Below are 18,408 nucleotides of genomic sequence, written 5' to 3'. Positions count from 1 at the left end.
CCGCGCGGGGCGGCCGCGACCGCGGCCGGAACTCATCTATCGCACGACACATGCCTTGTGGATGTCGGCGGGGAGCACCGGCTTGCCGTCCACCGGCGGTGTCGGGCCGTCGGGCTCGGGCTGGATCCCGCCGGCGGCGATCTCGTCCAGCGCGGCCAGGCCTGGGCCGTCCACCGTACCGAAGATCGTGTAGTTGGGGCGCAGGCCTGAATCCCCGTAGACCAGGAAGAACTGGCTGCCGTTGGTGTCCGGCCCGGCGTTGGCCATGGCCAGCACCCCGCGCGCGTAGGTCTTGCGCTCGCCCGTCGGGTCGCCCGGCCACGGCGGCAGGTCGGTGGGGAGCTCGTCCTTGTAGCGGTACCCCGGCCCGCCCTCGCCGGTGAAGCTCGGATCACCGCACTGGAGCACCTTGAGCCGATCGTAGGCGGTCAACCGGTGGCAGGACGTCTGGTCGTAGAACCCGTGCCGGATGAGGTGCACGAAGCTCTGTACGGTGCACGGCGCCTTCCCCGGATCCAGCGTGAGCCCGATGTCGCCGTGGTTGGTCTTGAGCACCGCCGACACCGGGCGAGTCGGCGTCCTACGGGGATCGGGCGGCAGCGGCACCTTCCTGACAGCCGGGTCGTCGGGCGTCTCGGTGTACCCGCACGGGCCGTGCGTCGTCCTGGGCGGCCGGCGGCTGCCGTCCGCGTACGCCGGCACCGTGGCGAACGCGACGAGCGAACCGGCCGTGACCACGGACGCGGTGAGTCGTAAGAGGCTGCTGCTGGACATGACGCCCTCCGGGGGTGATCGACAGGCTTCCTGACATCTAGTCGATCAATCGGATACCGTCAAGAGTCAACCAACCTCCGCGAAGCGAACACTCCATGAGGGGCGGCGCCGTGCTGACCGCGTTGGCCCTGCTCAGCGACGGCGGGGGCGCCGAGGGCACGAAGACGCCGGCGAGCACCTCGCCGTGAACGCCGAGCCCGCTGTCCTTCGTACCGAGCGGGTCGAGCAGGCGCTCGCGGACGTGCTCGCCGGCCTGATCCTCAGTACACCTCGATCCTGTTGGCGTTGATGTCGTCCAGCAGGCGGATGCTCCTGCTGTACCGCTCGGCGGTGCCGGAGTCGACCGGCAGCTCGGCCGTGCCCTGGGCGTAGAGCACCGCGGCGCGCACGGTGCCGGGGCTGGAGCTGATCGCGGTGTCGGCGTTGACGCGCCTGGTGGCCAGGTTGAAGTACGTGCCCAGGAGGTGCTCGGTGAGCACGCTCTTCGGCGCGTTGTCGCCCTTGAACGCCATCGTGATCTCGGCGGCGTTCAGCGCCCCGCTCAGGTCGGTGTCGTAGCGCTGGTCGGTGGCCTGGATACGGGCCAGGAACTCGGCCGTCCACTGGTTGGCGTGGTTCTTCCAGAAGCCCTTGGAGCGCGGGTCGCGGGTGGGCGCCACGACCGTGACCGTGGTCGTCGCCGAGGCGGTGACCGGGGTGAAGGCGCACCCGCCGCCGGCGTTCTTGTAGCTGACGGACACGTCGCTCGTGTAGGTCGTGTCCGCCGGGGCCAGCAGCGTCGGCCGCGCGGTGAAGACGATCGCGCGGTCGCCGGACCTGGCAGGGACGGCGCCCACGTTCCAGACCAGGGTCCGGGTGCCGTCGTCGTCGAGCGTCACCGAGTCGGGTCGGGGGCCCGTGCCCAGGTCGAGCGCCTGGCTGTAGTAGACACCGGCGGGGAGCGTGGCGGTGACGACGGTGCCGGACGCGGCGCCGCCGCCCGTGTTCGCGTAGGTGACGGTGTAGGTGACGGCCTCGCCGGCGTTGACCGTAGGGGTCGCGGTCTGGTTCACGGTCAGGACCGGGGCGCGGACCGTGGTGGTGGCGCGGTCGGTGTTGTCGTCGGTGTGCGGGTCGGGGATGCCGTCGGTGTCCTTGCCGGTGACCGTGGCGGTGTTGGTGAGCACGGTGCCATCGGTCGTGGCACAGGGGATGCGGTAGGTGAACGCGGGTGTGACGGTGTGGACGCCGCCGTCGGCCAGGTCGGGGAGCGAGCGGTGGTGCACGGTGCCGTCGGGCAGGGTGTCGGTCACCGAGACGGCGGTGGCGGGGCCGGGGCCGAGGTCGGTGACGGACACCGTGTAGGTCAGGGTGTCGCCGCCGGCGGCCTCGGTCTGGTCGGCGGTCTTGGTGAGCTTGAGGTCGGCCTTCTGGAACCTGGCGCGAAGCGTCTCCGCGGTCAGTTCCTGCGGCAGGTCGCGACGCGCGCCGTCGGCGAAGTACTTGGCGTTGAGGCGGGGGTTGTACTGGATGTTGGCCCAGTCGTCGAAGCCGTGCAGGTCCTCCAGGGCTTCATCGGGGCACTCGGGCAGGATGCGGGTGATGTTGGCGGGGGTGTCGCCCTGTCTTGTGCCGTTTCCGTTCCAGTCGATGAATCCGTTGGTGGCGGTCACCGTTCCGGGCTTGCCGCCGACGCCGTACACGATCTGGCGATCGGGGCTCGCGTACACCCCGAAGTTCTCGTTGAGATGGTCCTCCTGCAGAGGTACGCCGAGGGCCGTGCCCCTGGCGGCGCTGCTGTAGTCCAGCGGCCGGATGAGGTCGTAGTCCTGGAACTGGTAGGAGTAGTTCATCACGCTGAGATAGTTGGGTTTGCAGTTGACCTTTTCGTCGCCGCCATGGCCCAGGCCCAGCGTGTGTCCCAGCTCGTGCATGAAGGTGGACTTCTCGGCGTTCGCCCGCCCGCCCAGCCGCCGGAAGTCCTCGGGGGTGAACACGCCCATCGTGACGACGAAGTCGTTGCCGCCCCTGGGGCTGGTGGATTCCCACTCGGCTATGCCCGACCTGCCGGTCTTCCCCTCCTCGTCCTCGACGAGGTCACCGAAGATCATGTAGCGGTACACCATGCTCTTGGCTTTCAGGATGTTCGCGCAGTTCGGGCTGGAGCGGTCGGCGGCGGTGCCGAAGGCGCCCGCACAGGTGCTGTTCCGCGCGCCGTTCTTGATGAAGCTGAAGTTGTCCGGATTCCCGTCGTTGTCCGGGATGAACTTGAGCACGGGCACATGCGGCAGTTCCTCGTCGATGTCCAGCACGTGGAGCCCGACGCCCAGGTACTTGCCGCCCTGGTACCGATCGACCGGTGCACGGTCGAACGCGTCGACGACGTCCAGGAGGCCCAGGTAGTCGGGCCGGAACCCCCTCATATAGTCGACCTCGACGAACAGGTCCTTCCGGTACGGCAGGGCGTTGTACGGCGGGTCCCCCAGCGGCAGGTCCACCGTGCCGTCGTTGTCGACGTCGTACCCCAGGCCGGGTGTCTCCCAGGCGTTCTGGATGCCGTCGCCGTCGCTGTCGCCGCCCGCGTTCCTGGCCAGGTCGAGGCAGTGCGGGGTGGTGATGGTGAAGTAGCCGCGGGCCGAGTCGACGCCGACGGCCTCGCTCTGCCCCGTCAGGGACAGGATGCCCGCCCCCTGCTGGGCGGTCAGGCCGCCGCCGGTGAATACGCACGTGTTCAGGTCGAACGTGATGTCCAGGTCGTCCCCGGGCGCGCCCCAGTCGATGGGGTCGTCAGGGGTCGCGTCGTCCTGGTCCCACAGTTCCAGGTGGATGTCGATGGGGTTGTGGGTGCTGTCGACCTTCTCGCTGTGGATCCAGTTGGTCCTGAAGTCGGATCCGTGGGCGCAGCAGAAGTCGTCCTTGCCGTCGAAGTTCTTGCCGTCGATCCGGAACTTCGGGTAGTAATCGTTCGGGCACGACTCGCCTGCCCCCTCGCCGCACTCCACCTCGACCACCTGGTACAGGTGGACGGTGACCGTCACATCCTCGGCCTGGGCCGCAGTGGGCGCGAGATACGCCAGCACCACGACCAACGCGACCAGCGATCGAGCCAACCATCTCATTTCGCGGTCCCCTCCGAACGATCCGGATCCCGATGATCGCCCCAACGGATCCATGTGGCATGAGTAGGCCCATACTCAATCGCCGAAGCCTCAGAATCGGGTGTGTGGACCTCCTCGGCAAGCGCGAGAAACCATCTCCGGGTCACTACGACGGGTTCATCTCCTACAGCCGAGCCGCCGACGGCCGCCTCGGCCCCGCCCTGCGCGACGCCCTCCATCAGTTCGCCCGCCCCTGGTACCGGCTGCGCGCCCTGCGCGTCTTCTGCGACGCCCGCAGTCTGTCCGCCTCGCCGGGCCTGTGGACGACGATCGAGGCCGCGCTGGACGCGTCACGCTGCTTCATCCTGCTGGCCTCGCCCGACTCGGCGCGCTCCGTCTGGGTCCGGCGGGAGGTCGAGCTCTGGCGGTCGCGCGCGGCGGAACGGCCCATGCTCATCGTGCTCACCGACGGCGAGATCGTCTGGGACCACGAAGCGGGGCGATTCGACGAGACCCTGACCACGGCCCTGCCCGAGCCGCTGCTCGGGGGCTTCACCGAGGTCCCGCTCTGGGTGGACCTGCGCTCGATCCGCACCCAGACCGACCTGTCCCTCGGCAACCCCGCCTTCCTCGACACCGTCGCGACGCTCGCCTCCGCCCTGCACCACCGCCCCAAGGACGAACTCGTCGGCGAGGACGTCCGCCAGCACCGGCGGGCCCGGCGGTTCCGGCGGTTCTCCTGGACGGGACTGTCCCTCCTCACCGCGGCGGCGGTCGTCAGCGCGGTGGTCGCGGTCGACTCGGCCAACCTCGCGCGGGCGCAGCGGGACAGGGCGGAGACGCAACACAGGAAGGCCGTGTCCAGCCTGCTGGTCACGCGGCGGGACCAGGTCGGTGACGACGATCCGGTGGTGGCCGGGCTCCTGGCCGCCGCGGCCTGGCGTTTCGAGCCGACCTACGAGGCCCGCCACGGCATGCTCGCCTCCCTGGCGACGCCCTCCCTGGGTGTCCTGGACGGCCTCGGCGACACCAGGGCGCTCGGCCCGGACGGCAGGCTCCTGGCCGGCGACGACCGGACCATGCGCCTGTGGGACCCGGTGACCCGCGGGTGGATCGGAAGCCCGTTCACCGCGGATTTCAGGTTGGCGAAGTTCAGCCAGGACGGCCGGACCCTGGTCACCCTCGGGGACGACGGAATCGTCCGGCTACGGGACACGGCGACCTGGCGGCCGATCGGGACCCCTTTCACCGGCCTGCGCGACGTCGTGGCCTTGGAGCTGAGCCCGGATGGCGAGACCCTGGTCACCGTCGGGTTCGACGAGAAGATCCGGCGGTGGGACACGGCGACCCGGCGGCAGATCGGAGCGCCGCTCACCGGCCACACCGATGACGTCGAGTCCCTGCGGATCAGCCCGGACGGTACGACCCTCGCCAGCGCGGGTCGCGACGGGGCCCGGCTGTGGAACCTCCCCACCGGGAAGGGGAAGCCGCTCAGCGGCCTCACCGGCACGATCCGGTCGGTCGCGTTCAACCCGGATGGCAAGACTCTCGCCACGGGAGGCGATGACGGGGACGTCCGGCTGTGGGACTCCACCACAGGAAACCCGGTCAAAGGCCCGCTGAGCGGTCATGACGGCCCCGTCAGCGCCATCGCGTTCAGCCCGGACGGCGAGACCCTGGCCACTGGGGGCTGGGACCAGACCGTCCGGCTGTGGGACCCGGCGACCGGTCGGCCCGTCGGGGACACGCTCACCGGCCACACCTCCATCGTCTCGGCGGTGGCCTTCAGCCCGGACGGCAGGACCCTGGTCACCACCAGCAGGGACAGAACGGTCAGACTGTGGGATCCGGCGGCGCGGCGGCCGGTAGGAGACCCGCTCAAGGGCCACACCAAGGAGGTCACGCCGCTGCTGTTCAGCCCGGACGGCAAGACGCTGATCAGCAGCGGTCAGGAGGAGACCGTCCGGCTGTGGGATCCCGGGACCGGCCGGCACCTCGGCAAGCCGATCGGGACCCCCAACGTCCACGGCAACTCCGCCTGGCCCATGGCGCTCAGCGCGGACGGCGAGACCTTGGTCATCGCCGATCCCGACGGCGAGGTCCAGCCGTGGAGCGTGGCGGACAGGCAGCCGATGGGAGATCCGATCAAGGTCGAGCGCAGGGTCTATTCGGTGGCGTTCAGCCCGGATGACGAGACCCTGGCCGTCGGCGGCGGCAAGGGGATCGTCTCGCTGTGGAATCCGGCCACCCGGCGACCGATCGGGGAGCCGCTCCGGGCCGGGACCGGCCCCGTAGGGGCGGTCGTCTACAGCCGGGACGGCAGGACCCTGGCCACCATCATCGACGGAACCATCCGGCTGTGGGACACGGCGACCCGGCGGCAGATCGGGAACCCCATGGAGGGCATCACCTCGATGGTGTTCAGCCCGGACGGAAAGCTCCTGGCCGCCCTCGGTGAGGACGAGACCACCCGCCTGTGGGACACCCAGACCCAGCAGCCGTCGGGAGATCCGATCAAGGGCCATGGCGCGGTGGCGTTCAGCCCCGACGGCCGGACCCTGGCCACCGACGGCGAGGACTGGGGCGTCCAGCTGTGGGACGTGCGGACCAGGAGGCCGATCGGCGGCCCGCTCAAGGGCCACACCGACGACGTCGTGGCGCTGGCGTTCAGCCCCGACGGCCAGACCCTGGCCAGCTCCGACGGCGCCGGAACCATCCTGCTGTGGAAGCCGGGCATCCCATCGGACCCGCGCACAGCGGTCTGCGCGATGGCGGGCCGTTCTCTCACCCAGGAGGAGTGGACCCGCTACCTCCCATCCGGAGAGCCCTTCCAGAAGATCTGCTGAAGCCCTCCAGGCCGAACCGTCGCGGTCGCACACCAGGAGCGGCCTGCAAGTCGGACGACCGGATCGTCGGCAGGCGCGGTCCCCCCCGCGAGGCGAGGGGAGACCCGGCCAACTCCTAGGTTGTCTTGTGCGCCGGCTCCAGGCCTGCGAGAAGGTTGAAGGCGCCGGTCAGCAGGTTGAGGGTGACGAGGCCGACGATCTCCGCGATGACGCGGTCGCTCCAGCCATGCGCCCGCAACTCCGCGACATCCTCGTCCGCCAGGGTGGACGGCTCCGCCAGCACCCGTACCGCCACCGCGATGAGAGCCGCCTCACGGGCGTCGGCGGAGGTCCCCTGGCGGGCGAGAACGATGTCGGTCTCGCTCAGTCCCGCCGCGCGCCCGGCCTCGGTGTGCGCGTCGAGGCAGTACGCGCAACCGATCCATTCCTGTACGGCGAGCGAGATCTTCTCGCTGAGAGCCTGAGGCAGCTTCGTCCGCCTCATGGCCCGGGAGAACTCCAGGTATCCCTGCAGCAGCGCCGGCGAGTGCGCCATGGTGGACACCATCTCGCCCACGCTGCCTCTCCTGCCGATGATGTCGTTCAGCAGTTCGCCGGACTTCTGTGGTGCCTTCTCCGGGTCCAGTGCCGCCAGACGTCGCATATGCCCTCCTTGGCGTACATGCCGCTTTACTATACCCCCCTACCGTATATGATGCCGGAGTGACTTCACCAGATCGACGGCTCACCGAGCACCTCTCCCGCTGGCTGGGAGGCTGGCCGGCCACGACCGAACTCGACATCGTCCCCGAGCCTGGGCGGGCACGCCCCGGCTGGGACGGCGAGATCCATCCCGTCCTGGGCGTGGCCGGCCCGCGGAGCGGCGTCCTCTCGGTGCCGCCGGAGCACGCCGAGTCGATCGCGGAGCAGTACGCCAAGAACCGGGACATGGCGCGCTTCGGTCCCCTGGTCCCTGCGCTGGCCGGCTTTCCCGAGCGTGGGTGGTTCACCGCCGTCTACCGCTGGACCACGCGGCCCGCCCCTCTGGCCGACGCCGGTGTGTGGATTTCCGCGCAGCACCCCGATGTCCCTGCCTGGCTGCGACCTTTCAACGGAGAGGTCCTGGTCGCCCACGACCCGGAGAACGGCGATCACCTGGCCGGCGTGGGGATCAAACGGCACGACGACTACGGGCACGAACTCGCCGTCGTGACCGCGCCCCGCGCTCGCGGCCGCGGCCTGGCCCGCAGGCTCGTCGCACAGGCGGCCCGACGCGTTCTGGACGAGGGCGGCATCCCCACCTATATGCACACCCCGGACAACCTCGCCTCCGCCGCCGTGGCCGACGCGACCGGTTTCCGTGATTTCGGCTGGACCGCCTTCGGCGTCACCGAGAAGGCGGCGGCGCGGAAAGGCGCGGACCCGGCACAGTGACCTGGCGCGGCCTGCCAATGGTTCTTCGCGTCCCTCCCTTGGTTCCGAAAAGGGTGGAGCCGGAGATCTCGGGAGGTTGAGGAGTTCCTGGCCGCGCTGGACAGGCATGATGGCGAGGGTGACCAGCGCGGGAAGGTACCAATCGGGGAGCATGCTTTCGAGAGCGCCATCGTCGTTGAGCGATCGGGAAGGAGCTACTCGCGCGAGGGTTCGAGGAGCTCGACCTCCACCGGATCTATGCCACCTGTGACCCGCGCAACGTCGGATCGGCTCGGGTGCTCGGTAAGCTCGGCATGACGTGGGAGGGACGGCATCGTCACACCACGTTGATCCGGGATGGCTGGCGAGACTCCGAGCTGTTCAGCATCCTCGAAGACGAGTGGCGCGCGATCCAGAGGGTCACGTGAAGGTCCCGCGACGCCGCACAGGGGGTCGACCGGCCACATGCGCCACCGAGCGGCGCGAACCGTCACGGCGTCGTGCGGGCGGAAGCGTCGAACGACGTCACGGCAGCGGCGGTCCGGCCGGCGGCAGGCACTCGCGCAGGCCCGCGATCAGCTCGCGCAACGCGTGGTCGAAGGCGTGCTCCGGCGGTGTCGCGTAGCCGATGAGCACGCCGAGCGGCGCTTCCTCCGGCCGGCCGTAGAACATGGACAGCGCGTCGACGGCGATGCCCCGGCCGGCCAGGTGGGTCAGCAGCTCCGCCTCCGCCATACCGGTGCCCGGCAGGTGAAGGACGGCGTGCAGACCTGCGGCGATCCCTGACAGTCGCGCGTGCGGCAGCCGCCGTTCGACGGCCGTGCCGAGCCGGTCCCTACGCCGCCGGTACCGGACGCGGCAGCGGCGCAGATGCCGGTCGAGCTCGCCGGTCCTGATGAGGTGCGCCAGCGCGAGCTGGTCGATGACGCCGACGTAGCCCTCGTCCCAGTGCATCGAGCGCCGCACCAGAGGAAGCAGGTCGTCCGGCACGGCGATCCAGGCGATGCGCAGGCCGGGGGCGACCATCTTGCTGGCCGTACCCGCGTACACGACCCGATCGGGAGCGAGCCCTTGCAGGGCGCCGACCGGCTGCCGGTCGTAGCGGAACTCCCCGTCGTAGTCGTCCTCGATCACGAAGCCGCCGGTGCGCCTGGCCCAGGCCAGCAGCCGCGCGCGCCGGGAGGGGCTGAGCGTGACGCCGAGGGGGTACTGGTGCGCGGGCGTGACGGCGACGGCCGCCTCCCCGCCCAGCCCGGCCACCGCCAGGCCCTCCCCGTCGACAGGGATGCGACGGACCTCCAGCCCGTGCTGGGCGGCGAGGCGGGGGTAGTCGGGCTCGGAGGGGTTCTCGACGGCGATCGATGTCGCGCCGCTGTCGGCGAGCGTCCGGAAGACGAGCCGCAGCGCGTGTGCGTACCCCGCACACACGATGATGTGGTCGGGTGTGGTCAGCACGCCTCTGGCCCGGCCGAGATACTCCGCGAGCACGCGTCGGAGCTCGGCGCTGCCGGTCGGGTCACCGTAGCCGAAGGCGGTGTTGGGTGCGCCCCGCAGGACGTGGCGGGTCGCGGCCAGCCACTCACGCCTGGGGAAGGTCGACAGGTCCGGCAGGCCCGAGCGCAGGTCGACCCCGGGTACCGGCGGCAGGGTGGTGCGCGGGGGCGGCATGCTCGTACGGCGCGGCGCGGCGGGGTGGTCGGCCACCCACACCCCCGATCGGGGACGCGAGGTCAGGTAACCCTCGGCGACCAGCTGGTCGTAGGCCTGGGTGACGGTGCCGCGGGCCACGTTCAGGTCTCTGGCCAGGGCGCGCGAGGACGGCAGCGGCGTGCCGGGCGCGAGCCGGCCCTCGCGTACCGCGTCGCGCAGCGCGTGCTCGAGGCCCGCCCGCAGGCCGTGCGAGGGAGCGAGCCGCAGATGGAGGTCCAGCCCCAATCTGGACCACTGACTCTCCATGGAACTGGACTATATCTCTGGGCCAGGCTCTTCCTAGGTTGGTGGTCATGAGACACATCGCCCTGGCCATCGGCCTCACGATCGGTACCCTCGGCCCCGCTCCGGTCGAACCCGAGCGGCCTGCGCGGACGAGCCCACGGTGGCGGCGGTCGCGCGGTCCCGTCACCGACCCGCGGTCGGGAGTCGAGCCCGCCCAGCCCGCCGGCGGGCCGTGAGCGCGCCGGTGGACTGATGCGCGCCGAGCGGCCGGAGACCGCGCCTTCAGCGACGAAGCCGGGGCATGAGGTGACAGCCCTCTCCGGACGCCGGTTACTCCGTTTTAACACCTGATCCAGCAGCCTCTCTTCGCGGATGGCCGGGGCGCGCCCGGCCCCGACCACGAAGGAGAACATCCGGATGAACGGGTTCCAACCGTCCCGCCGTTCCGCGCTCGGGCTGCTGGGCGTCGCCCCTCTTGCCACCAGTGGCGTGCTGATGACATCCGGTACGGCTCACGCCGACCGCATACCGAAGGACGCTCGTCCGGGTGGGGCCTACGATCGGTTCCTCGCGAAGCTGGCCGACGACGACGAGTTCTCCGGCACCGTCCTGCTGGCCCACCGCGGCCGTACCGTCCTGGCCCGGGCCTACGGGATGGCCGACAAGGAGAAGAAGATCCCCAACAGGATCGACACCGTCTACAACCTCGCCTCCGCCTCCAAGCCGTTCACCGCGCTGGCGGTCGTCCAGCTCGCCCAAGAACGCAAGATCAGATTCCATGAGAAGCTGGGCACCTACCTGGACGGGCTCCCCGACGAGATCGCCGGCACCGTCACCGTGCACCATCTGCTCACCCACACCGGGGGCATGGGCGATCCCACCCGGCCAGGGGACACCCCGCCACCGCAGAAGGTCGTCAAGAGCATCGAGGAGCAGCAGGCCGACCTCAGGAAGCGGATGCGCGAGCAGCGGCTCGAGTTCACCCCCGGCTCCAGGCACGCGTACAGCAGCATGGGCATGGAGGTTCTCGGCGAGATCGTGGCCAAGGTGTCAGGCAAGACCTTCTGGGACTACGTCCACGACCACATCCTCGTCCCGGCAGGGATGACCCGCTCCGGCTACTTCACCAGGCCGCAGTGGCTGAGCGACGAGCGCATCTCCCACCCGTACATGTACCAGTCGGACGGCAGCCGGGTCGACGCCGTGCGCAACCTGGACAAGGGCGCCGTGCTGGGCGGCGCGCCAGGGTCCAACGCGGCGCGCGCGTTCATCGGGAACGGAGGCGGCGGCGGGTTCGCCACGGCGCCTGACCTGGTCCGCTTCGCGCTGGCTCTGCAGGGCGGCAAGCTGCTCAGCCGCCCCTACACCGAGCTGTTCCTGAGCGGAAAGGTTCCCATGACCCCGCGGCCGCAGGCCGGCGACCCCCAGCCCGCGCTGCAGGAGGCGTTCCAGGGGTACGGCGTGACTGCGCCCATCTTCAACGGCCAGCGGATGATCGGGCACGGCGGCGGCATCGGGGGCGGCAACACCAACTGGTCGGTCTACCTCGACAGCGACTGGATCGGGATCATCCTGTGCAACTACGACCTGGACATCCAGCCGATCATCACGAGAGAACGGCACGCCGTCACCGGACTCTGAGTGCCCGTGCCCCGTTCGCGCTCGTGAACCCCACCCTGGCGGCCACCGCGCTGACCCCACGATCCAGCGGCTCCAGGGACAGGTTGAGGCGCCGCGTCCACTGGTAAGGCTGCGGGTCCGCGGTGCCGCTGCCCCGACGGCGCCATCGGGGCAGCGGCCCTGCCTGGACGGCTCAGCCGTCGGGTCAGGCGCCGTCGATCAGGCGGATGGCGATGGCGGGGCTGAACTGGCCGGCGGGCGTGTTGGGGGCGATGCCGCAGTTGCCGTCGGAGTCGCCGGGGATCTTCACCCACAGCAGCATCTCGGTGTCACCGCCACCACCGAGCTGGGTGGGGGCGCCGAGCTTGCGGCCGGCCGGGTTGCACCACTGGCCGTTGGAGCCGTTGCCGTTGCGGCTGGTGTCGATCACCCACGTGGCGCCGCCGCCCAGAGACGAACTGACAGAGGAGGCGTAGGTGGCCGACTGGGCGGTCGGGTAGTAGTTGGAGACGTTCACCGCGAAGCCGCGAACGTTTCCCACGCCCGCGTTCTTGAGCCGCGTCGCCATCGTCCCTGCCGCTACCCAGCCGGCGTTGCCGGCATCGAGGTAAGCCCAGGTGTTGGGGGCCTTGTCGCGGAACTGCTGGGTGGCGTACGTCAGCATGCGGTTGCGCGCCTGGATGGCCGCGTCGTTCATGCAGCCGAAGTCGCCGAGAGAATCGGGCTCGATGATGACGACCGCGGGGCGGTCGCCGATGCCGGAGGCGAACGCGGTGATCCACGTCTTGTACGCCGACTCGCTGCCTGCCCCGCCACCGGAGTGCCCGCCACAGGCGTCGCGGCCGGGGATGTTGTACGCCACCAGGACGGGGAGCTTGTCGGCGGAGTCCGCGGCGCTGACATACGTGGAGACGGCGGCGCGGACGTCGCCGCTCCAGCCTCCGAACCAGCGAGCCATCGGCTTGGACGAGATGGATGACCTGATGCGCGCCGCCCGGGGGTCACCGGGGTTGTCCCGCACCCAGGTCGCCGGGTTGGAGTTCGGGTCGACGTAGAAGCCGTTGGTCATGCCGACCGGCCCGGACCCCGGCTGCTCGGGCTTCGGCGAGGTGGTGGGCGTGGGCGAAGGCTTCGGTGACGTGGTGGCCGTCGGCGAAGGCTTCGGTGACGTGGTGGCCGTCGGCGACGGCTTCGGCGAGGTGGGAGACGTCGGTGACGGGGACGGCGATGACGTCCTCTCGGTCAGCGAGACGTCGTCCAGGGAGAAGCGGAAGCCGGCGTTCTTGCCGAGCTGGAATGACACCTGCCCGGCCGACGTGCTGAGGCTGGAGGTGAACGGGAAGCTGAAGCGCTTCCTCGTCGTGGTGAGAGAGATCGTCCTGGTCAGGGTGTTGGTGTACGGGGAGTCCGCGAGCTGGACGGTGGTGACCGCGGTGACCGGGGCGGATGCCGAGGCGTCGAACGACAGCGTGTACGAGGTGCCTTTGATCAGGGGGATGTCGTTCTGGGCCACCATGGCGTCCCACGGGTTGGCGGTGCCGCCCTTCACGGTCACCCACAGCCGCTCCGCGTCCACGGCCATCGAGGTGTTCGCCGACTTCCACCAGGGCGCGGTGCCGCTGGTGAACGTGCCGTTGACCACCAGTTGGGGCGCTGCTGCGGCGGAGGGTGCGGCGACCATCGACACCGCTGTCACCACCGAGGCCGTGACTGCCATCACGCGGGATAACGATCGCACGTCATGCGTCCCTTCTAGGCATCCGAAACCATGGGGTGATCCAATCTCACAGAGATTCGCCACTTTCGTGACCATTTGCGGAAAACCGGAGCGCCGGATGAAGGAGGCGTGCCGGGCCCCGTCGCCGTCGCCGGTCAGCCCCGTGACCACCTGAACAAGGAGGTCGTGCGATCGCCTACTCGAAGAGGGACGTGTCCCCGGTTCCCCGGCGAAGGATCTCAGGCTCGCCCTGCGAGAAGTCGACGACCGTCGTCGGGGTGGCGCCGCACTCACCGGAGTCGATGACGGCGTCCACCGCGTGGTCGAGCCTCTCCTTGATCTCCCAGCCCTGCGTCAATGGCTCGGTCTCATCGGGCAGCAGCAGGGTGCTCGACACCAGCGGTTCGCCGAACTCGGCCAACAGTGCCTGCGTGACGACGTGATCGGGGATGCGGACGCCGACCGTCTTCTTCCGGGGATGCAGCAACCGCCGCGGCACCTCCTTGGTCGCGGGCAGGATGAACGTGTAACCGCCGGGGGTCGCCGCCTTGACCGAGCGGAACTGCGCATTGCTGACATGCACGAACTGGCCGAACTGGGCGAAGTCCCTGCATACCAGGGTGAAGTGATGGTCACTGCCGAGGCTGCGGATCTCCCTGATCCGGTCGATGCCCTCCTTGTTGCCCAGCCGGCATCCCAGCGCGTAGCACGAGTCCGTCGGGTACGCGATCAGCCCGTCCGCATGCAGAAGCTCGACCACCTGGCTGATCAGCCGAGGCTGAGGACTGTCCGGATGCACATCGAAGTACTTCGCCACACCCAGAGCTTAGAAGCGAACACTCCACCGCATGACACACGACCTCGCGACGGCGGCCCGGAGGTACCGGACGCGGTGAAGCCTTCGTCGAGGCGGCGGGAACCCGGCGGCAACGGCCCCTGAGGAGCTCAAGGCGAGTCGAGGATCTTTGGTAGGGTCCGAGTCATGCCCGGATGGAGGATGCTCGGCACCTTTGCCGTGAGTCTCCTCCTCTTCTCCGCGAACACGCGACTCGACGCCGCGCTGCCGGATTTCCCGCTCGACGCCCCGGTGGATTCCGCCCTGACCAACTGGCCGATCTACGCCTATGTGCTGGCCTTCGCGGGTGTGCTGATCCCCCTGAAAGCTCGCGTGAAGGTCCTGCTGTCCGGGCTGGCCGGTTTCGGCCTCGCCTCTCTGCTGTGCGCCTTCGCCTCCGACATGCTGACCGGTGACCTGGACGTTCCCGGCGGCGTGCTGATCGGCGGCCGGGCCGTGCAGGGACTGTCGGCCGCGATCGCGGTCCGGGCGGGCTACGGGCTCGTCCTCGCCGCCTTCCCCGCGCAGGCGTGGAAGGCGGTCGTGATGCCGACAGCGGCGATCCTCGTGGGCGTGGGTCTGGGTCCGGTGCCGGTGGCCGCCGTCGACGACCACCTCTCCTATGGCTGGATCTTCCTGATCGACGCACTGCTGTCCGTCATGCTCGTGGCGGCGGTCATGGTCTTCACGCCCCGCTCCGAGCGAGGACCCGCCCTCCGGGAACCCGATCGGCTGGATCCGGCCTAGCCGGTACGGCCGCCGCCGAGCCGACCGGTTGCCCCAGCGGGAGCATCCTCGTGTCGGGGAGTGGAGCGAGCATGGGGCCAGGTCCAGACTGTCCGCCTGAGACCGGGGACCGCGTGCAGGCGGCCGATGGCTGTACGAGATGCTGTCCCCGCTGGCCGATCTTGGGAGGCGGACGTTCATGGGTGAGCGTGGTCACCTGGCTCTTCGCGTGCTGCGCGGCGTGGCACTGACCGTCGCGGGTTTCGCGCTCCCCACGGCAGGGGTGTGGCTCGGCCATCACACCGGCATGTGGGGGCTCGGGGTGAGCATGTGCACGCTGGGCGGCGGTCCGTTACGACCCGGAGGGGCGCACTTCCGCGGTGATGACCGACTGGGAGTACTACCACCGCACCCAGAGGCTGCCGGTGTGCCGTGGTTCCTCGCGGGGCTGGTGGCGGTGACGGTGCTCTCGTGGGCGCTGGCCGTCGCGTCCTCGCGCTCGGCAGGGAAAGGCGGCCCTGGCCGGAGCGCTCGACCAGGACCGCCCCAGAGCACGACCTAAGTCGTTCGGGGCGATGTGACCTGCGAGCCGGGCTCTCGAAGCTCCCCTTCACGCCACGTGCTGTATGCGGTGCTGAAGCTGGCGGTCAGCTGGGTCACCTCGTCGAGCTTGAAGTGCCAGGCGAGCTCGAATCTCGCCGGTCTGTTCTGCCCGTCCAGCGTCAGCTGCCAGGACAGGCTGGTCCTGTCGAGCTCCTGTTCGGTCCGCTCGGGGCCGCCCAGCGCGCTGATCTGCCGCCGGAGCGACGCCGGCGCCTTCGAGGTGACCAGCGCGCCCGAATAGCGTCGGCCCGCCGCCTTCACGTTCTCGGTCAGCCTGGCCAGATCGATGATGACGCCCACCGCGCCCATGGCACGCGGGCACCGGGCCTCCGGCATGATCGGCTCTTTCGACGGGTCGGTCACCTCCTTGCCGTCGACGTACTCGGCGTCCGCGAGGACCACGCGCCTGGTCAGCTCGATGTGCTCGGCGGTGACGGTCATGTCCATGCGGGTGTCCAGCGATGACACCGCGTCGTGATCGTAGGACAGCTGCCCTTTCGCCTTCGTGGCCCAGGTGCCCTGGGGCATGAAGGCCTCGAAGGAGAAGTCGGCCATGGGCGTCGCGCCGACGGCGCTCGCCAGCGCGATAGGGAGGTCGTCGGGCGTCGGTGGTGCCGCCGGCCCTGTCGTGGTGGGTGTCGGCGAACCGGTGAATCCTCCCACCGGCACGTTCGAGCGGCCGGTCGCGCCTCGCCACAACACCACGCCCGTGGCGGCCGCCGCCGCCGCGACCGCTCCCCCTGCCGCCAGCAGCGCCCGCCGCGAGATCCCGCCGGACCCGCGCTCCGCCGTCGGGCGTTCGCGCACAGAACCACCGGCCTGTACGGCACCGCCGTGGGCCGCCTCGGCCCCCTGACGCAGGGCGGCGTCCTCCTGATCGGGCGCCCGCTCGCCGAGCAGCACCAGCAGCAGGTCACGGGCCGACGGCCGGTGCGCGGGATCCTTGGCGAGGCAGCGGGCGACGATCCCGCGCAGTGGTTCCGTCAGCACGCCCAGGTCCGGCTCGCTGTGCAGGATGCGGTAGGCGGTCGCGGCGAAGGTGTCGCTGCCGAACGGTGGCCGCCCATTGGCGGCGTAGACCATGGTCGAACCCCACGCGAACACATCGGACGCCGGGCCCACCGGCCGGCCGCTGAACTGCTCGGGCGCCATGTACGGCGGCGTGCCCGACGTACTGTCCTTGGTGGCGGTGAGGTCGACCAGCCGGGCGATGCCGAAGTCGATCACGCGTGGCCCGTCGGGGCCGATGAGCACGTTGGCCGGTTTGAAGTCGCGGTGGACGACGCCCGCCCGGTGGATGGCGGCCAGCGCGGTGGCGGTGCCGATGGCCAGCCGGGTCAGCGCCGCCCCGCGCATCGGGGCGATCGCCGCCAGCGCAGGGCCGTCGATGTACTCGCTGGCCACGTAGGGCGGCCGGTGGTCGAGGTCGGCTCGCAGGACGCGGGCCGTGCAGAACTCGTCCACCTGACGGGCGGCGGCGATCTCGCGGGCGAAGGCGCGGTCGATCCCGTCGTTCATGACCTTGACGGCGGCGAGCCCACCATGCTCGTCCTGCCCCAGGTAGACCGTGCCCTGCCCACCCTGCCCTAGCTGGCGGATGATGCGGTAGGGGCCGATGTCCACGCACGCCTCACATGATCGAAATACCGTCGAATCACCCACCGGTCGCCCTCGCGCGGCGGTACCGCTCCCCCCTGGGCGATCATCGGCTCGCCGGGATCCTCAGCAAGGGCCCACCCACCACCAGCCACCTCCCAGGCGGGTGGAGGGGCAGACGCGCATGCCGTAGGCGGTCAGGTTCCCGGTGGCCTCGCCCGTGAAATGCGCGTAGCCGACGGCGTCGTCGGGGATGCCGAGCCAATCGGGCAGGAACAGGATCGGTTGGCCGCCGCTGGCGCCGAGGGCGGAGACACGGCAGTTGGCCGAGACGAAGCACAGGTGCGCCGGCAGTTCGGCGCCGAGGTAGCTGTGGATCTGCCCGGCGGGGAGCTTACCTTCGTGGGCCAGGTCGGCTACCTGGGTGAAGGCGAAGCGTTCCAGGTGAAAGCGGAGGGGGACGCGCAGGTCGGGGGTGAACTGCAGGGTTACAGGCGCGGTGAGGCCGATGATCGTGAGTACGAGGCCGGCAGCGCCTGCGGCGATCCGGCGCCGCCGCAACAGGACCGTCGTCATGGGCAGGTAGACGGCGAACGCGACGAGGTAGGCGAGTGCCTCGGCCAGCGGGGCCAGCAGCCAGAGCGCGGTCACCAGGTGGCCGATGTGCAGCCCCATGGCCACCATCGCGAACGTCACCGCGCCCATGGCGGTCAGGAGAATCGCCGTGGTGAACCGCTGCAGGGAGGCCGTCACGGGCACATCGTAGGAGCGCGACGTGCAGACCCTGCCCGCCTTGTGTGGAGATCCCGTGAAGATCGGCTCGGCGGCGGCACTGACGGCGTTCCTCTCTGGGAGATGGCCTCTGGTCATCGTGCGGGGGGTGCACCACCTCGGCTCGGACAGGACAACCGACCCGTGGTCATGTGAAGCCCGATTCCGAAGAGGGGGGGATCTGGATTTCCAGTCAGCTTTCGCCGTGCATTCTTGGCCGCATTTCGTCAGAGCAGCGGAATTGGGGCGAGGCGAACCGCGCCCACACCCCATCCGATGAACCGAGCCTGAACCTCAGCCGCGGCAGGAGAGTACCGAACCGTCCGTGAACTCCGCCGTCGACGTCACGCACACGATGACATCGGAGAAGTCCGCGCCTCCGCCGCAGGCATATGCACTGCCCGCACCCATGAACGTCGCGCCACACAGCGCGACTACCGCCAAAGCCCGGCTGATCATCTTCTTCATTTCCGCTTCCCCCTTAGAAGGATTTATTCGTGCCGAATGTTTCGTTCA

At 70.0% G+C, this 18,408-nt stretch carries 16 protein-coding genes; 7 read left to right on the top strand and 9 right to left on the bottom strand.

Annotation, left to right across the window (positions count from 1 at the left end):
• Positions 1–36: 36 nt before the first annotated feature.
• Both AC3EO4_RS34515 and AC3EO4_RS34510 read right to left on the bottom strand, forming a co-directional pair.
• A complete protein-coding gene (locus tag AC3EO4_RS34515) occupies positions 37–774 on the bottom strand; it encodes a peptidylprolyl isomerase (protein ID WP_431899593.1) in 738 nt (245 codons plus the stop codon).
• 260 nt (positions 775–1,034) lie between these two features.
• A complete protein-coding gene (locus AC3EO4_RS34510; RefSeq protein ID WP_431899591.1) occupies positions 1,035–3,872 on the bottom strand; it encodes a DUF7507 domain-containing protein in 2,838 nt (945 codons plus the stop codon).
• A gap of 104 nt (positions 3,873–3,976) precedes the next feature.
• Here AC3EO4_RS34510 and AC3EO4_RS34505 point away from each other — a divergent pair, with 104 nt between their 5' ends.
• The gene (locus AC3EO4_RS34505) at positions 3,977–6,697 is read left to right on the top strand and encodes a WD40 domain-containing protein (RefSeq protein ID WP_431899590.1); all 2,721 of its coding nucleotides are present in this window, start codon (positions 3,977–3,979) and stop codon (positions 6,695–6,697) included.
• A gap of 115 nt (positions 6,698–6,812) precedes the next feature.
• Here the strand turns inward: AC3EO4_RS34505 and AC3EO4_RS34500 are convergent, their stop codons facing one another.
• On the bottom strand, positions 6,813–7,340 hold the full coding sequence (locus tag AC3EO4_RS34500; RefSeq protein ID WP_431899588.1) for a carboxymuconolactone decarboxylase family protein: 528 nt from the start codon (positions 7,338–7,340) through the stop codon (positions 6,813–6,815).
• Positions 7,341–7,399: 59 nt separating this feature from the next.
• Between AC3EO4_RS34500 and AC3EO4_RS34495 the strand changes: the two genes are divergently transcribed.
• Together AC3EO4_RS34495 and AC3EO4_RS34490 are read left to right on the top strand one after the other, a co-directional pair.
• Positions 7,400–8,110 (top strand): GNAT family N-acetyltransferase, encoded by a 711-nt coding sequence (locus tag AC3EO4_RS34495; protein WP_431899586.1) that lies wholly within the window; start codon positions 7,400–7,402, stop codon positions 8,108–8,110.
• 182 nt (positions 8,111–8,292) lie between these two features.
• A complete protein-coding gene (locus AC3EO4_RS34490; RefSeq protein ID WP_379570141.1) occupies positions 8,293–8,517 on the top strand; it encodes a GNAT family N-acetyltransferase in 225 nt (74 codons plus the stop codon).
• Between the two features lie 97 nt (positions 8,518–8,614).
• Here the strand turns inward: AC3EO4_RS34490 and pdxR are convergent, their stop codons facing one another.
• On the bottom strand, positions 8,615–10,045 hold the full coding sequence (pdxR, locus tag AC3EO4_RS34485; RefSeq protein WP_431899584.1) for a MocR-like pyridoxine biosynthesis transcription factor PdxR: 1,431 nt from the start codon (positions 10,043–10,045) through the stop codon (positions 8,615–8,617).
• Between the two features lie 47 nt (positions 10,046–10,092).
• Between pdxR and AC3EO4_RS34480 the strand changes: the two genes are divergently transcribed.
• Together AC3EO4_RS34480 and AC3EO4_RS34475 are read left to right on the top strand one after the other, a co-directional pair.
• Positions 10,093–10,260 (top strand): hypothetical protein, encoded by a 168-nt coding sequence (locus AC3EO4_RS34480; protein ID WP_379569825.1) that lies wholly within the window; start codon positions 10,093–10,095, stop codon positions 10,258–10,260.
• A gap of 181 nt (positions 10,261–10,441) precedes the next feature.
• Positions 10,442–11,665 carry a serine hydrolase domain-containing protein gene (locus tag AC3EO4_RS34475; protein WP_431899583.1) on the top strand — a complete coding sequence of 408 codons (1,224 nt, stop codon included), beginning with the start codon at positions 10,442–10,444 and terminating at the stop codon, positions 11,663–11,665.
• A 184-nt stretch (positions 11,666–11,849) separates the two neighbouring features.
• On the opposite strand, the gene AC3EO4_RS34470 is transcribed toward AC3EO4_RS34475, so the two are convergent.
• Together AC3EO4_RS34470 and AC3EO4_RS34465 are read right to left on the bottom strand one after the other, a co-directional pair.
• Complete coding sequence (locus AC3EO4_RS34470) at positions 11,850–13,361, bottom strand: glycoside hydrolase family 6 protein (protein WP_431899626.1); 1,512 nt, start codon at positions 13,359–13,361, stop codon at positions 11,850–11,852.
• Positions 13,362–13,557: 196 nt separating this feature from the next.
• Positions 13,558–14,178, bottom strand: a complete 621-nt coding sequence (locus tag AC3EO4_RS34465) for an L-threonylcarbamoyladenylate synthase (RefSeq protein WP_379569829.1) — start codon at positions 14,176–14,178, stop codon at positions 13,558–13,560.
• A gap of 165 nt (positions 14,179–14,343) precedes the next feature.
• Here AC3EO4_RS34465 and AC3EO4_RS34460 point away from each other — a divergent pair, with 165 nt between their 5' ends.
• Both AC3EO4_RS34460 and AC3EO4_RS34455 read left to right on the top strand, forming a co-directional pair.
• The gene (locus AC3EO4_RS34460; RefSeq protein WP_379569831.1) at positions 14,344–14,943 is read left to right on the top strand and encodes an MFS transporter; all 600 of its coding nucleotides are present in this window, start codon (positions 14,344–14,346) and stop codon (positions 14,941–14,943) included.
• A 178-nt stretch (positions 14,944–15,121) separates the two neighbouring features.
• Positions 15,122–15,484: a hypothetical protein gene (locus AC3EO4_RS34455; protein WP_431899580.1), complete on the top strand. Its 363-nt coding sequence runs from the start codon at positions 15,122–15,124 to the stop codon at positions 15,482–15,484.
• Here the strand turns inward: AC3EO4_RS34455 and AC3EO4_RS34450 are convergent.
• The 3 genes from AC3EO4_RS34450 to AC3EO4_RS34440 all read right to left on the bottom strand — a co-directional run bounded on the left by AC3EO4_RS34450 (position 15,481) and on the right by AC3EO4_RS34440 (position 18,360).
• On the bottom strand, positions 15,481–17,148 hold the full coding sequence (locus tag AC3EO4_RS34450; RefSeq protein WP_379569835.1) for a serine/threonine-protein kinase: 1,668 nt from the start codon (positions 17,146–17,148) through the stop codon (positions 15,481–15,483). The two genes, AC3EO4_RS34455 and AC3EO4_RS34450, sit on opposite strands and share 4 nt — an antisense overlap.
• A 99-nt stretch (positions 17,149–17,247) precedes the next feature.
• Positions 17,248–17,874 (bottom strand): hypothetical protein, encoded by a 627-nt coding sequence (locus AC3EO4_RS34445; protein ID WP_431899579.1) that lies wholly within the window; start codon positions 17,872–17,874, stop codon positions 17,248–17,250.
• Positions 17,875–18,186: 312 nt separating this feature from the next.
• Positions 18,187–18,360, bottom strand: a complete 174-nt coding sequence (locus AC3EO4_RS34440) for a hypothetical protein (protein WP_379569839.1) — start codon at positions 18,358–18,360, stop codon at positions 18,187–18,189.
• Positions 18,361–18,408: the final 48 nt, after the last annotated feature.

Source organism: Nonomuraea sp. bgisy101 (assembly GCF_057708945.1).
This window is presented reverse-complemented; position numbering and strand designations above follow the sequence as displayed.

Bases quoted from the DNA above. Each gene is read 5' to 3' on its own strand.
- AC3EO4_RS34515 (WP_431899593.1), bottom strand. From the start codon at position 774: ATGTCCAGCAGCAGCCTCTTACGACTCACCGCGTCCGTGGTCACGGCC.
- AC3EO4_RS34510 (WP_431899591.1), bottom strand. From the start codon at position 3,872: ATGAGATGGTTGGCTCGATCGCTGGTCGCGTTGGTCGTGGTGCTGGCG.
- AC3EO4_RS34500 (WP_431899588.1), bottom strand. From the start codon at position 7,340: ATGCGACGTCTGGCGGCACTGGACCCGGAGAAGGCACCACAGAAGTCC.
- pdxR (WP_431899584.1), bottom strand. From the start codon at position 10,045: ATGGAGAGTCAGTGGTCCAGATTGGGGCTGGACCTCCATCTGCGGCTC.
- AC3EO4_RS34480 (WP_379569825.1), top strand. From the start codon at position 10,093: ATGAGACACATCGCCCTGGCCATCGGCCTCACGATCGGTACCCTCGGC.
- AC3EO4_RS34475 (WP_431899583.1), top strand. From the start codon at position 10,442: ATGAACGGGTTCCAACCGTCCCGCCGTTCCGCGCTCGGGCTGCTGGGC.
- AC3EO4_RS34470 (WP_431899626.1), bottom strand. From the start codon at position 13,361: ATGGCAGTCACGGCCTCGGTGGTGACAGCGGTGTCGATGGTCGCCGCA.
- AC3EO4_RS34460 (WP_379569831.1), top strand. From the start codon at position 14,344: ATGCCCGGATGGAGGATGCTCGGCACCTTTGCCGTGAGTCTCCTCCTC.
- AC3EO4_RS34455 (WP_431899580.1), top strand. From the start codon at position 15,122: ATGGGTGAGCGTGGTCACCTGGCTCTTCGCGTGCTGCGCGGCGTGGCA.
- AC3EO4_RS34440 (WP_379569839.1), bottom strand. From the start codon at position 18,360: ATGAAGAAGATGATCAGCCGGGCTTTGGCGGTAGTCGCGCTGTGTGGC.